This is a genomic window from Kitasatospora sp. MMS16-BH015 (assembly GCF_002943525.1).
Taxonomy (GTDB): domain Bacteria; phylum Actinomycetota; class Actinomycetes; order Streptomycetales; family Streptomycetaceae; genus Kitasatospora.
The window spans coordinates 6,613,925-6,626,105 of sequence record NZ_CP025394.1 but is presented as its reverse complement, the minus strand read 5'-3'; the positions used below and the strand labels follow the sequence as shown (position 1 = coordinate 6,626,105).

At 72.9% G+C, this 12,181-nt stretch carries 12 protein-coding genes; 1 reads left to right on the top strand and 11 read right to left on the bottom strand.

All coding sequences use genetic code 11. From position 1 onward, the window contains the following. Positions 1–38 precede the first annotated feature (38 nt). The 8 genes from CFP65_RS28520 to CFP65_RS28485 all read right to left on the bottom strand — a co-directional run bounded on the left by CFP65_RS28520 (position 39) and on the right by CFP65_RS28485 (position 6,634). Positions 39–599 (bottom strand): Uma2 family endonuclease, encoded by a 561-nt coding sequence (locus CFP65_RS28520; RefSeq protein WP_104818873.1) that lies wholly within the window; start codon positions 597–599, stop codon positions 39–41. Between the two features lie 75 nt (positions 600–674). Next, positions 675–2,714: a PQQ-binding-like beta-propeller repeat protein gene (locus CFP65_RS42210; protein ID WP_104818872.1), complete on the bottom strand. Its 2,040-nt coding sequence runs from the start codon at positions 2,712–2,714 to the stop codon at positions 675–677. 98 nt (positions 2,715–2,812) lie between these two features. After that, on the bottom strand, positions 2,813–3,112 hold the full coding sequence (locus CFP65_RS28510; protein WP_104818871.1) for a 4a-hydroxytetrahydrobiopterin dehydratase: 300 nt from the start codon (positions 3,110–3,112) through the stop codon (positions 2,813–2,815). Between the two features lie 10 nt (positions 3,113–3,122). After that, entirely contained in the window at positions 3,123–3,302 is a 180-nt protein-coding gene (locus tag CFP65_RS28505) for a DUF1272 domain-containing protein (RefSeq protein WP_104818870.1), read from the bottom strand. A gap of 22 nt (positions 3,303–3,324) precedes the next feature. After that, positions 3,325–4,089, bottom strand: a complete 765-nt coding sequence (locus tag CFP65_RS28500; protein WP_104818869.1) for a sulfite exporter TauE/SafE family protein — start codon at positions 4,087–4,089, stop codon at positions 3,325–3,327. Between the two features lie 163 nt (positions 4,090–4,252). Next, a complete protein-coding gene (locus CFP65_RS28495; RefSeq protein ID WP_104818868.1) occupies positions 4,253–5,281 on the bottom strand; it encodes an SPFH domain-containing protein in 1,029 nt (342 codons plus the stop codon). Positions 5,282–5,303: 22 nt separating this feature from the next. Then, a complete protein-coding gene (locus CFP65_RS28490; protein WP_104818867.1) occupies positions 5,304–5,738 on the bottom strand; it encodes an NfeD family protein in 435 nt (144 codons plus the stop codon). 104 nt (positions 5,739–5,842) lie between these two features. Continuing rightward, positions 5,843–6,634, bottom strand: coding sequence for an ABC transporter ATP-binding protein (locus tag CFP65_RS28485; protein WP_104818866.1), 792 nt, complete (start codon positions 6,632–6,634; stop codon positions 5,843–5,845). A gap of 200 nt (positions 6,635–6,834) precedes the next feature. On the opposite strand from CFP65_RS28485, the gene CFP65_RS28480 reads away from it, so the two are divergent. Beyond that, positions 6,835–7,647 (top strand): hypothetical protein, encoded by an 813-nt coding sequence (locus tag CFP65_RS28480; protein ID WP_104818865.1) that lies wholly within the window; start codon positions 6,835–6,837, stop codon positions 7,645–7,647. Here the strand turns inward: CFP65_RS28480 and CFP65_RS28475 are convergent. The 3 genes from CFP65_RS28475 to CFP65_RS28465 form a co-directional block, all read right to left on the bottom strand. Beyond that, positions 7,644–8,291, bottom strand: coding sequence for a response regulator transcription factor (locus CFP65_RS28475; protein WP_104818864.1), 648 nt, complete (start codon positions 8,289–8,291; stop codon positions 7,644–7,646). The genes CFP65_RS28480 and CFP65_RS28475 overlap by 4 nt on opposite strands. Further along, positions 8,284–9,414, bottom strand: coding sequence for a GAF domain-containing sensor histidine kinase (locus CFP65_RS28470; protein WP_104818863.1), 1,131 nt, complete (start codon positions 9,412–9,414; stop codon positions 8,284–8,286). The genes CFP65_RS28475 and CFP65_RS28470 overlap by 8 nt, the downstream gene beginning before the upstream one ends. A 242-nt stretch (positions 9,415–9,656) precedes the next feature. Then, positions 9,657–12,080 carry an FHA domain-containing protein gene (locus CFP65_RS28465; protein ID WP_104818862.1) on the bottom strand — a complete coding sequence of 808 codons (2,424 nt, stop codon included), beginning with the start codon at positions 12,078–12,080 and terminating at the stop codon, positions 9,657–9,659. Positions 12,081–12,181 lie beyond the last annotated feature (101 nt).

Sequence of the window (12,181 nt, the reverse complement as noted above, 5' to 3'; positions counted from 1 at the left end):
CTGAGGGCGGGCCGGCATACCGGCCCGCCCTCAGCGGTTCACCGCCGGAGTGCGGCAGGGTCGAGATCGAAGGGGAACGGCTCGTCGAGCCCGGTGCTTTCGCCAACTTGGACGAGCCGGTCGACGTAGCCGCCGCGCTCCAGGTGGCCGAGGTAGAGCCGCGGGGCCGGGTCGAGTTCGAGGCGCCAGTAGTGCGGGATACCGGCAGCCGCGTAGAGGGACGGCTTCAGCTTCTTGTCGGTGACCCGGGTGGACGGCGAGGCGATCTCGATCGCGACGACGACGTCGTGGGCACTCAGGGTGGTGCCGGCCTCGGCTGCCGCAGCAGCGTCGGCAACCACCAAGTCCGGGATCAGCAGGCCGTCGGGCACGATGACGTTGACGGCTTCCAGGACCTCGAACGGGGCATCGGCGTGGTCCACGGCCAGGCTCAGGAGCATGGCCAAGCGCAGGCTGGCCCGCTGGTGCGGAATGCCGGGGTTGGGGCTCATCAGCAGCGCTCCCCCGACCAGCTCGACGCGGTGATGGGTGTCTTCCGGCAGGGCCAGGACGTCGTCGACCGTCCACGGTCCGCTGTGCTCATCGACTGCAACGCTCACGGTGCCCTTCCTTTCCGTCGGCACCTGTCTTCATTGTCCCCGGCAGGGGCGCGAAGAGGTACCGGATCGCTGTCGTCAGCTCTTGGCCTGGAAGGCGGTGACGGTGCCGAAGTTGGCCGAGTGCTCGGGGAGGACGACGAACTTGCCGCCCGCGGTCAGCACCCGGCCGGCGGTGAGGAGGGAGCCGGTGCCCTGGGGGTAGCCGCCGCCGGCCGTCTCCTGGCCGCCGGTGGCGGCGAAGCGGCTGAGGTGGGCGGGCTGGTCGAGGCGCTCGTCGACGGCCAGCAGGAGGGCGCCCTTGTCGAAGCCGACGGCCCGGGCCTTGGCCTTCTCGGCGGCGGGGGTCTTCCAGGTCTGCTTGCCGGTGCCGAGGTCGTAGCCGGTGACGGTGGTGGGGCCGGTGCCGGTGGGAGTCAGGGTGGTGACCATGGTCTGGCCCTGGAAGAAGACGTTCGGCAGGGCGTCGAAGGCGCCCCGGGAGGCGTCGAGGCGGCCGGCCGGGGTGGTGAGCGGGATCTCCACGGCCGGGTCGCCGGCGGCGCCCCAGCCGAAGATCCGGTCGTCGGCGGGCTGCGCGCCGGTGGTGAGCACCACGGCGGGCTCGGCGGAGAGCACGGTGACGGTCTTGGGCTGGTTGTTGAGCCCGCGCCACCACTTGACCTTGCCGTCGCCGGCACCCAGCGCCACCGCCTGGTCGACCGGGTTGCTGTCGGCGCAGCTGCTGTGCAGCAGGACGGTGGCGCCGTTGGCGCTGCCGGAGAGGGTGCAGTACTTGCCCTGCCCGCCGTACTGCCAGGAGTCCTTGCCGTCGCCCGCGGCCCAGGCCGCGGCCTTGTCGTCGCCGACCGCGATCACGGCGGCGTCGGTGACGGCCACGTGGGCGGCGTAGTTCTCCTTGGCGTCGGAGAGGTTCTTCTGCCAGGCGGTCTTGCCGGTCTTGGTGTCGACGGCGACCACGGCCGTGCAGGGGCTCTTCGGGTCCGCCTGGGGGCGGAAGAGCGCTGCGCCCAGGCCGGCCGCGTTGACGGTCGGCGAGAGGCCGCAGGGCACGGCGCCGGGCGCCGGGGGCGCCACCGTCCAGGTCGGCTTGCCGTCGGCCAGGGCGTAGGCGTGCACGCCGGTGCTGTCGGCGCGGACCACCGCGTCGGACAGCAGCCAACCGCCGAGCAGGCTGTCGTCGGCCGGGGCGGCGGCGGGGGCACCGGGCTGCGCGGAGGCGGCCGGGGCAGCCTGGGCGGCCCACGTCTTGGTGTGCGCGACGGCAAAGCCCGGGGCGGCGGCGGTGGCGTCGTTGGAGTCGGCCTTCGAGCCGCCGTCGTCGCCGCTGGTGACGATGATGCCCGCGGTGATCAGCACCGCGAGGGCGGCGGCGCCCGCGCCGGCCCGGATGGCGAGCGCGCGGCGGCTCGGGGCGTGGTCGGCGGAGATCACCGAATCGGCCATGGCCTTGGCCCGCTCGACCAGACCGGGGCGGCCCGCGCCCTCGGCGGCGGGGTCAGCGGACGCAGGGTCGGCCTCGGGAGCGGTGGGGCCGGCGGTGGCCACGGCCGGGAAGGCGGAGGTGGCGGCGTCCGGGAAGGCCGGGCTCGCGACGGCGGGGAAGGCGGCGGTCGGGTCGCCGGGGGTGGCGGGCTCGCCTGTGCCGTACGGGGCGTAGTAGCCGTCGGCGCCGGGCGGGGCGTAGAGCTGCTGCTCGGTGCCTGCGGTGGCGTCGGGCTGGTACGGGTCGGCGTACGGCTGCTCGGTGCCGGTGCCGGCGTGGCCGAAGTCCGCCTGCGGGTAGCCCTGCTGCTCGGCGTAGGGCCGGCCCGCATAGGGCTGGGCGGCGTAGGACTGGTCGGGCGCGTAGAGCTGGTCGGCGGCGTACGGCTGCGGCTCGGCGGGGTACGGCTGCCCGGTCGGGAAGGGCTGCTCGTAACCGGGCTGGGCGTACTGGCCCTCGGGGGTGCCGGGCTGCCACGGCGACTGGTCCTGGGTGGGCCAGGGCTGCTGCTGGGGCGGCTGGCCCTCGGTCCACTGGTCGCCCTGGTGGCCACCCTGCTGGGGGTACCAGGGCTGCTGGTAGTCGTAGCCGACGGGCTCCTGCCCGGCGGCGCCGGCGTGCTCCTGAGCCATGCGTTCCGTCCGTCCAGACTGCTTGCTGCGGCTGCCAGCATCTCATGGACGGCGGGAGAGCCCGGCCCGGTCGGGGTGGACGGGGGGCTGACGAGGGCTCAGGAGACCGTCCGCAGCGCCTCGTCGACGAAGGCGGCCAGGGCGAGGTCGAGCCTGGTCAGGCCGCCCGCGCTGTGGGTGGAGAGGGCGAAGGTCAGGGTGCGCCAGCGGATGTCGATGTCGGGGTGGTGGTCGATCCGCTCGGCCTCCACGGCCACCGCGTCGACCACCCGGATCGCGGTGGGGAAGCTCGCGGTCTCGGCGGTGCGGCTGATGGTGCCGCCGTCCCTGGTCCAGTCGGGCAGGCCGGCCAGGCCGGCGGTGAGCTCGTCCTCGGTCAGCAGGGTGCGGTCGGGCATCCGGGACTCCTCAGCTGGTGACGCGGCGCGGACGCGGGGTCTGCTCACCGCCGCAGTTGGGGCAGACGTGGGCGAGCGCCTCGGTGCAGGCCGGGCAGAAGGTGCACTCGTATGAGCATATGTAGGCCGGGGCGTCCGGGGTCAGCGACACCTCGCAGCGTTCGCAGATCTCGCGCATCTCCAGGGCCATGGGGTCCTCCGGTGGGTGGGGCTCAGCTGGTGAGCAGGTGGGCGACGGCGGCGAGGCCGACCAGGACGATGATCCCGCGCAGGGCGGCGGGTGGGAGGCGGCGGCCGATCTTGGCGCCGAGCTGACCGCCGATCACCGAGCCGACGGCGATCAGGGCGACGGCCGTCCAGTCGACGGTCGAGGTGAAGAGGAAGAAGAGCGCGGCGACGCCGTTGACCAGCAGTGCGAGGACGTTCTTGGTCGCGTTGATCCGCAGCATGGTCTCGTCCAGCAGGATGCCCATGATGGCGATCATCAGGACGCCCTGGGCCGCGCCGAAGTACCCGCCGTAGATGGCGGAGAGGAAGAGGCCGACCAGCAGCAGCGGGCCGCCGTCGCGGGTGCCGCCGCCGTTCGCGGCGCGGCGGGCGGCCATCGCGCGGGCCACCCGGGGCTGGATCAGCACCAGCACCAGGGCGACCAGGATGAGCACCGGGACGATCGCGTCGAAGGCCTTGCTGGGCAGCTTGACCAGCAGGACGGCGCCGAGCAGGCCGCCCAGCAGGGCTGCTCCGCCGGTGCGGAGCAGCCTGGCCCGCTGGCCGGCCAGTTCGCGGCGGAAGCCGAGGGCGGCGGAGAGGCTGCCGGGCACCAGACCGATGGTGTTCGAGACGTTGGCCGTGACGGTGGGGATGCCGAAGGCGAGCAGGGCCGGGAAGGTGATCAGGGTGCCGGAGCCGACCACCGCGTTGATGGTGCCCGCGCCCACTCCCGCGAGGAGGACGGCTATGCACTCCCAGAACGTCATGTGGTGATCATGCCGCTGGCGGGTGGGTGCGGGCTATGGCGGTCCGGTATGCGGATGATCACGTGTACGGACGCGGAAAGGGGCGCGGGGGCTAGGCGGCGTCGGCGGCAGATGGTCTCCGCTGGCTGGCCGCGCAGTTCCCCGCGCCCCCGGATAGTGCAACTTACTCCGGGTCGATGGGCGGGTACTCACGAGTCGGCTCGACGCGGGGGCGGGCGGCGCCGCCCTTCGGGTCGGTGTCGAGCGGGCGCGGGCCGCCGGGCTGCTTGTCGACCGGCACCTGGACCGGGGTGGGGGCGGCCTGGGCGCCGCCGTTGGCACCGGTCAGGCCGGTGAAGGCGCCGCCGAGGCCCTTGAGGGCGTCGCCGACCTCGCTGGGGATGATCCAGAGCTTGTTGGAGTCGCCCTTGGCGAGCTCGGGGAGGGTCTGGAGGTACTGGTAAGCCAGCAGCTTCTGGTCGGCGTCGCCCTCGTGGATGGCCTCGAAGACGGTGCGGATCGCGGCGGCCTCACCGTCGGCGCGCAGCACGGCGGCCTGGGCCTCACCCTCGGCGGTGAGCACCGCCGCCTGCTTCTCACCCTCGGCGCGGAGGATGGCGGCCTGGCGGGCACCCTCGGCGGTGAGGACGGCGGCGCGCTTGTCACGGTCGGCGCGCATCTGCTTCTCCATCGAGTCCTGGATGGAGGTCGGCGGCTCGATCGCCTTGAGTTCGACGCGGTTGACCCGGATGCCCCACTTGCCGGTGGCCTCGTCCAGCACGCCGCGCAGACCGGCGTTGATCACCTCGCGGGAGGTCAGCGTCGACTCGAGGTCCATCGAGCCGATGATGTTGCGCAGGGTGGTGACGGTGAGCTGCTCGATGGCCTGGATGTAGCTGGCCACCTCGTAGGTGGCGGCGCGCGGGTCGGTCACCTGGTAGTAGATGACGGTGTCGATGTTGACCACCAGGTTGTCCTGGGTGATCACCGGCTGCGGCGGGAAGGGCACGACCTGCTCGCGCAGGTCGATCCGGTTGCGCACGGTGTCGATGAACGGCACCACGATGTTCAGCCCGGCGCTGAGCGTGCGGGTGTAGCGGCCGAAGCGCTCCACGATCGCGGCGCTGGCCTGCGGGATCACCTGGATCGTCTTGATCAGTGCGATGAAGGCCACCACGACCAGGACGACCAGCACGATAAGGACGGGTTCCACGGACTTCTCCCCTTTGACGGACCTAAACGACCAGGGCGGTTGCGCCCTGGATCTCCACCACGTCGACCTGCTGCCCCGGCGCGTACACCTGGCCGGGGTGGAGCGCGCGGGCTGACCAGATCTCGCCGTTCAGCTTGATCCGGCCGCCCTCCCCGTCGTCGACCTGTTCCTGCACGACCGCGGTGGCTCCCTTGAGCGCCTCGATCCCCATCGGCGGTGCCTGCCCCTTGCGGAGCTGCCGGTAGGCGACCGGCCGCACGAAGACCAGCTGGGCCGCCGTGGCGCCCAGGAACACCAGGAACTGCGGCACCACGCCCGCGCCGAGGCCGGCGGCCACTGCGGCGACGCCGGCACCGATCGCGAACATGGCGAGCTCCGGCATCGCCGTCAGCACCAGCGGGATGCCGAAGGCGAGTCCGGCCAACAACCACCAGGCCCAGCCGTCCACGAAGTCCATCCTAGGGAGAGGAGCACTACTGGGACGACAAGTTCCCGCAGGTGGACGGGGAGAAACCGGCCAGGCGTACGAGCTCGGTGAGTTCAGCCCGTTCCGGGGGTGGTTCAGCCCAGCGGGAGGCCCTGGGCGGACCAGCGGTCGCCGTGGCGCTCCAGGGTGAGCGGGAGGCCGAAGCAGAGCGAGAGGTTGCGGGCGGTCAGCTCGGTCTCGATCGGTCCTGCGGTGAGCACCTTGCCCTGACGGATCATCAGCACGTGGGTGAAGCCGGGGGCGATCTCCTCGACGTGGTGGGTGACCATGGCCATCGCGGGGGCCTGGTCGTCCTGGGCGAGGGCGCCGAGGCGGCGCAGCAGGTCCTCGCGACCGCCCAGGTCGAGGCCGGCGGCGGGCTCGTCGAGCAGCAGCAGCTCGGGGTCGGTCATCAGGGCGCGGGCGATCAGGGTGCGCTTGCGCTCGCCCTCGGAGAGGGTGCCGAACTTGCGGTCGGTGTAGCCGGCCATGCCGAGGCGGTCGAGCAGGGCGAGGGCGCGGGCCTCGTCGGTGGTGTCGTACTGCTCGCGCCAGCTGACGGTCATGCCGTAGGCGGCGGTGAGCACGCACTGGAGCACGGTCTGCTCGTGCGGGAGCTTGTCGATCATCGAGGCGCCGGCCAGGCCGATCCGGGAGCGGAGCTCGAAGACGTCCACCGAGCCGAGCTTCTCGCCGAGCACGGCGGCCTGGCCGGTGCTCGGGAAGAGGTAGGTGGCGGCGACCTGGAGCAGGGTCGTCTTGCCCGCGCCGTTCGGCCCGAGGATGACCCAGCGCTCGCCCTCCGAGATCGACCAGGAGACCTGGTCGACCAGAGCGCGACCCTCTCGGACCACGGTTACGTCCACCAGCTCCAGCACGTCGCTCATGCCTACGCCTTCCCCAATGCAGAATTCGGCCGTCCGCGGCCCTGCGCTCGGGGCCTCGGGTGCGGTCCACTCGTGTTCGACCAGTCGGTGCGGGCGCGCAGCCTACTCCCGTCGCCGGGTGAGGCCTGGGAGGGGTGCCGCTCGCAGCACAGGGCAAACCTACGCCACCCGGATGGGCGGTCATTCCGTAGGCTGGCCGGATGCCGTCATCTCCCGCCGCCGATGCTGCCGCCGACCGTTTCGCCGAACCCCGCTCCGGGCGCCTGACCGCCTGGGGCAACGCCCTGCTGGCGGGCTTCGCCCCGCCGGACAACGCCGCCGTGGCGATCCTCGGACGTGACGAGGCCCACCGGGTGAGCGGGCTGCCCGGGGACGCCGAGGGCGAACTGCACAGCCTGGCCTGGGCGCTCGGCCGGCTGCGGGTGCTGGGGGTGACCGGCCTGCGGCTGGCCCTGCCCTCGGCCGGCCACCCGCTGGGGCTGACCGGCCCGGCCGGCTTCAACGGCGAGGCGCTGGCGGCCGGGGAGGCCGTGCTCTGCGTGGGCGCGCCGCTGGGCTTCGTCCCGGAGGTGGAGCGGTACGGGCCGGCCGGTGACCAGGGCGTGCGGGTGCGCTGGCGCGGCGCGGTGGTCGGCGAGGGCCCCGGCGCCGACGTGGCCTCGCTGGACGAGGCCGAGCGGTCCATGGCCGACGCCCTGCGTGAGGCCACCCTGCTGCTCACCAAGCTGGACGTGGCCGGGGCCGGGCCGGACGCCCTGCGGGCCCTGGACGCGCTGCGCCGGCACGGGCAGGACGAGCTGTTGGCGCCGGGGTACTCGGGGCGCGCGGTGCGGGTGCTCGGCTCCGCCCGGCAGGTGGCGGCGCTGCTCGGGATCGCGCTGGAGGAGCACGGCGCGGCGGTGAGCGCCGGGGAGATGGCGGCCCGCCGGGAGGTGCTCGCTCCGCTGCTGCGGACGGCCCGGCGGGCGCAGGTGGCGGCGTACAACTCGCTGGTGGACGAGCGTCCTCGCTAGGCGTTCATGTTGCGGACGGCCCAGAGGGCGGCCTGGGTGCGGTCGGCCAGGTCGAGCTTCATGAGGATGTTGCTGACGTGGGTCTTGACGGTCTTCTCCGACAGCAGCAGGGCGCGGGCGATCTCGCGGTTGGAGCGGCCGTCGGCGATGTGGGAGAGCACCTCGCGTTCGCGTTCGGTGAGGGTGCCGCCGCGGCCGGCGGGGGTGCGGGGGCCGTCGTCGGCCAGCAGCGCGTCGGCGAGCTCGGGCTGGAGCAGGACGTGGCCGGCGTGCACCGAGCGGATCGCGCCGGCCAGCGCCTCCGGGTCGACGTCCTTGTAGACGTACCCGGCGGCACCGGCCCGCAGGGCCGGGACCATGGTGCGGTGCTCGGTGAAGCTGGTGACGATCAGGATCCGGGCCCGGCTGCCGAGCGCCTTGAGCTGCTTGAGCGCCTCCAGGCCGTCGGTGCCGGGCATCTTGAGGTCCATCAGCACCACGTCGGGCAGCAGCTCCTGGGTCTTGGCGATCCCCTCGGCGCCGTCGGCGGCCTCGCCGACCACCTCGATGTCGTCCTGGACCTCCAGGAAGGTGCGCAGGCCGCGGCGGACCACCTGGTGGTCGTCGACCAGCAGGACGCGGATGGGTGAGGTGAGGTCAGGCACCGGGCACCTCCAGCTCGATGACGGTCCCCTGGCCCGGGGCGGATTCCAGGGAGAGGCGGCCGCCGACGGCCGCCGCGCGGTCGCGCATGGAGACCAGCCCGAGGTGGCGCCCGGCCCGCCGGACGCCGTCCGGGTCGAAGCCGCGGCCGTCGTCGGCGACCCGGAGCAGCGCGCCCCGGCCGGGCGTGCCGGTGAGGGTGACCTCGACCCGGCTGCCGCCGGAGTGGCGCAGGGCGTTGTGCAGCGCCTCCTGGGCGACCCGCAGCACCGCGGCCTCCTGGCCCGGGGGCAGCGTGCGGACGCCCCCGGTGGTGAAGGCCACCTCGGCGCTGTGCGCACGGTCGAGCACCTGCACCTGGGAGGCGAGGGTGGCCACCAGGCCGTCCTCGTCCAGCGCGGCGGGCCGGAGCTCCACCACCACGGCCCGGAGTTCGTCGGCCGCCTCGGCCGCCAGCCGGGCCACCTCGGCGAGTTCGGCCCGGGCCCGGGCCGGGTCGCGCTCGACCAGGGTGGCTGCTGCCTTGGCCGTCAGACGGAGGCTGAACAGCTTCTGGGAGACGGCGTCGTGCAGGTCGTGGGCGATCCGGGCCCGCTCGCCGGCCAGGGTCAGCTCGCGGCTGCGCTCGTACAGGCGGGCGTTGCCGAGGGCCAGCGCCGCGTGGGCCGCGAGGATCCGGAGCAGCTCCTCGTCCTGGGCCGTGAAACCGCCCTCCTTGTTCGCCAAGAAGACGGCACCGAGGATCTCCTCGCCGTCCACGATCGGCATCCCGAGGAAGTCCTTCATGTCCGGGTGCGCCTCGGGCCACCCCCCGAAGGCCGGCGCCTTGCGCACGTCGGTCAGCCGGGTGGGCGTCATCTCGTGCAGCATGGTCGCCAGGACGCCGTGCTGGCGGGGCAGCGGGCCGATCGCCTTCCACTGCTCGTCGGTCACGCCGTCCACCACGAACTGCGCGAAGCCGCCGTGGTCGTCGGGCACCCCGAGGGCGGCGTACTCGGCCCCGAGCAGGCTGCGCGCCGAGGCGGTGATCCGCCGCAGCACCTCCCGCACCTCCAGGTGCCGGCTCATGTCGAGCACGGCGGCGCTCACGGCCTCGATGCTGCTCAGGCTCAGGTCGGTGGACATGCACCCCAACCTAGCGGCCGGCCGGAATCGGAACCTCCGACCTGAGCCCCAGTGGTCCTAAGCCTTACGACGGAGGGCATCCCCCAGGGGCGCGGGGAACTGCGCGAACACGGAAGAAGCGCGCCCGGTCACATCGCAGAGATGCCCACTTGCACCGTCAACGGATAGTGCAAGTGGGCATCGATGTAAAACAGCGGGAGGTGCAGAGCTGGCCGCGCCGTTCCCCGCGCCCCCGGAGGGGGCTAGCGCATGACTTCGGGTTCGTGGCGGCGCTGGAGGCGGCCTACCAGGTAGGCAAGAGCCGCGGCCAGGACGACCAGGGCCAGCCAGTTGATCACCAGGTGGCTGATGCCGTGGTCCCAGAGGGCGTCGATCTCGGGCTTGGCCGGGGGGCGGGTGACGACGACCGGGCCGGTGTGGGCGAGGTCGAGGGTGTTGCCGGTCGCGGCGACGCCCCAGCGGGCGGGCATCAGCCAGGCGAGCTGTTCGAGGCCGGGCTTGTGGAAGAGCTGGAAGATCGCGCCGGTGAAGACCATCTGGACGATCGCGAACATCACCAGCAGCGGCATGGTCTTCTCGGCGGTCTTGACCAGGGCCGAGATGGCCAGGCCGACCATCATCGAGGTGAAGCTGAGCAGGATGACGCCGATGGCCATCTCCACGGCGGGGGCGTGCTTGAAGAGCAGGCCCTGGGCGGGCAGGTCGCGGAAGCCGAAGCTGATCGCGGAGATCACGGCGCCCTGGAGGAAGCTGACGGCGCCGAGCACGATGATCTTCGAGCTGAGGTACGCCGACCGGGAGAGGCCGGTGGCCCGTTCCCGTTCGTAGATGGCCCGTTCCTTGATCAGCTCGCGCACCGAGTTCGCCGAGCCGGAGAGGCAGGCGCCGAAGGCGACCACCAGCAGGATCATCCGGGCGATGTCGTTGCGGCCGTTGTCGCAGGGGGCGAGGCCGCAGTTGTCGGGGATCAGGGTGGAGACCCCGCCGAGCACCAGCGGGAGCAGCAGCGAGAGCCCGATGAAGCCCCAGTCGGAGGCGATCACCGACAGGTAGCGGCGGATCAGCGTCCAGAGCTGGGAGCCCCAGCTCTGCGGCTTGGGCGGACGCGACTGCTCCCGGGCGATCGCGGGCGACTGGGCGGCCTCCGCGTCCACGTCCGCCGAGTACTGCTGGTAGTGCACCGAGCCGCGGTACCGCTCGGCCCAGGGGTGCTCGGGGTAGTTCTCGAAGGCCTGGAAGACGTCGGCCCAGCTCTGGTAGCCGAAGAAGTGCAGGGCCTCGTCCGGCGGGCCGAAGTAGGCCACCGAGCCGCCCGGGGCCATCACCAACAGGCGGTCGCAGAGGGCCAGTTCGGCCACCGAGTGGGTGACCACGAGCACCGTGCGGCCGTCGTCGGCCAGGCCCCGCAGGGTCTGCATCACCTCGCGGTCCATGCCCGGGTCGAGGCCCGAGGTGGGCTCGTCCAGGAAGATCAGCGAGGGCTTGGTGAGCAGTTCGAGGGCGACCGAGACGCGCTTCTGCTGGCCGCCGGAGAGCGCGGTGATCCGGTTGTCGGCCCGCTTGTCCAGGCGCAGCTCGTAGAGCACCTCGTCGATCCGCCGCTCGCGCTCGGCGGCCTCGGTGTCGCCGGGGAAGCGCAGCCGGGCCGCGTACTTGAGGCCGCTGCGGACGGTCAGCTCCTTGTGCAGGATCTCCGACTGCGGCACCAGGCCGATCCGCGAGCGCAGCTCGGCGAACTGCTTGTAGAGGTTGCGCCCGTCGTAGAGCACGTCGCCGCGGTCGGCCGGGCGGTAGCCGGTGAGGGCGCGCAGCAGGGTGGACTTGCCCGAGCCGGAGGGGCCGATCACGGCCACCAGGGACTTCTCCGGCACGGTGAAGCTCACGTCGTTCAGCAGCACCTTCTTGCCGCCCTGGTGGTCGACCTCCACGGTGAGGTGGCGGGCCGAGAAGGTGACGGCGCCGGTGTCGACGAACTCCTGGAGCTGGTCGCCGACCAGCCGGAAGGTGGAGTGGCCGATGGTCAGCCGGTCGCCCTCGCCGAGCAGCTGACGCTCCACCGGCTGGCCGTTGACGAAGATGCCGTTGTGGCTGGCCAGGTCGACGATCTCGTACCGGCCGTCGGCCAGCTGGCGCAGCTCGGCGTGGTGGCGGGAGACCTGGAGGTCGGCCAGCGCGATGTCGTTGTCCAGCGCGCGGCCGATCCGGATCACCCGGGCGGCCGGCGGCAGGTTGCGGATCATCGTCGGGCTGACCGGCGCCGGGGTGCTCACCGGGGTGGGGTTGCCCTGCTGGGCGGGCAGGCCGGGGGCCCGGCGGGTGGTGGCCTCGAACCAGACCGGGGGCTCGGGCCCCTCCGCCACCGGCGGCACGGTGACCGGCACCGAGAACTCCAGCCGGGGCCCGTCCTGGGCGTTGCCCAGGTGCAGCACGGTGCCCTGAGCGAGGGTCAGGCGGTCGGTGCGGCCGCCGGGGCCGTACGTGCCGTTGGTGGAGCCCTGGTCGGTGTACTGCCAACCGGTGCCCTCGTACGCGATGGCGGCGTGCCGCCAGGAGACCCGGGCGTCCTCGAACCGCAGGTCACAGGCCGGATCCCGGCCCAGGGTGTAGCTGCGGCCCGATTCGAGCGTCCGCCGCTGCCCGTTGATGTCCACTACCAGTTGCGGCACTGTCCGCCCGCCCGCTCTCCGGGTGCCCCGGTTGATCCACTCCGACTAGAGCGGCATCATCCCAGCCCGGCCGGGCCGGGTGAAACCCGCTGGGCCCGGTT

Excerpts from the sequence above, each read along its gene's own strand:
- CFP65_RS28490 (WP_104818867.1), bottom strand. The coding sequence starts at position 5,738 with ATGGACTTCGTGGACGGCTGGGCCTGGTGGTTGTTGGCCGGACTCGCC.
- CFP65_RS28480 (WP_104818865.1), top strand. The coding sequence starts at position 6,835 with ATGCCGTCATCTCCCGCCGCCGATGCTGCCGCCGACCGTTTCGCCGAA.
- CFP65_RS28510 (WP_104818871.1), bottom strand. The coding sequence starts at position 3,112 with ATGCCCGACCGCACCCTGCTGACCGAGGACGAGCTCACCGCCGGCCTG.
- CFP65_RS28485 (WP_104818866.1), bottom strand. The coding sequence starts at position 6,634 with ATGAGCGACGTGCTGGAGCTGGTGGACGTAACCGTGGTCCGAGAGGGT.
- CFP65_RS28470 (WP_104818863.1), bottom strand. The coding sequence starts at position 9,414 with ATGTCCACCGACCTGAGCCTGAGCAGCATCGAGGCCGTGAGCGCCGCC.
- CFP65_RS28505 (WP_104818870.1), bottom strand. The coding sequence starts at position 3,302 with ATGGCCCTGGAGATGCGCGAGATCTGCGAACGCTGCGAGGTGTCGCTG.
- CFP65_RS42210 (WP_104818872.1), bottom strand. The coding sequence starts at position 2,714 with ATGGCTCAGGAGCACGCCGGCGCCGCCGGGCAGGAGCCCGTCGGCTAC.
- CFP65_RS28500 (WP_104818869.1), bottom strand. The coding sequence starts at position 4,089 with ATGACGTTCTGGGAGTGCATAGCCGTCCTCCTCGCGGGAGTGGGCGCG.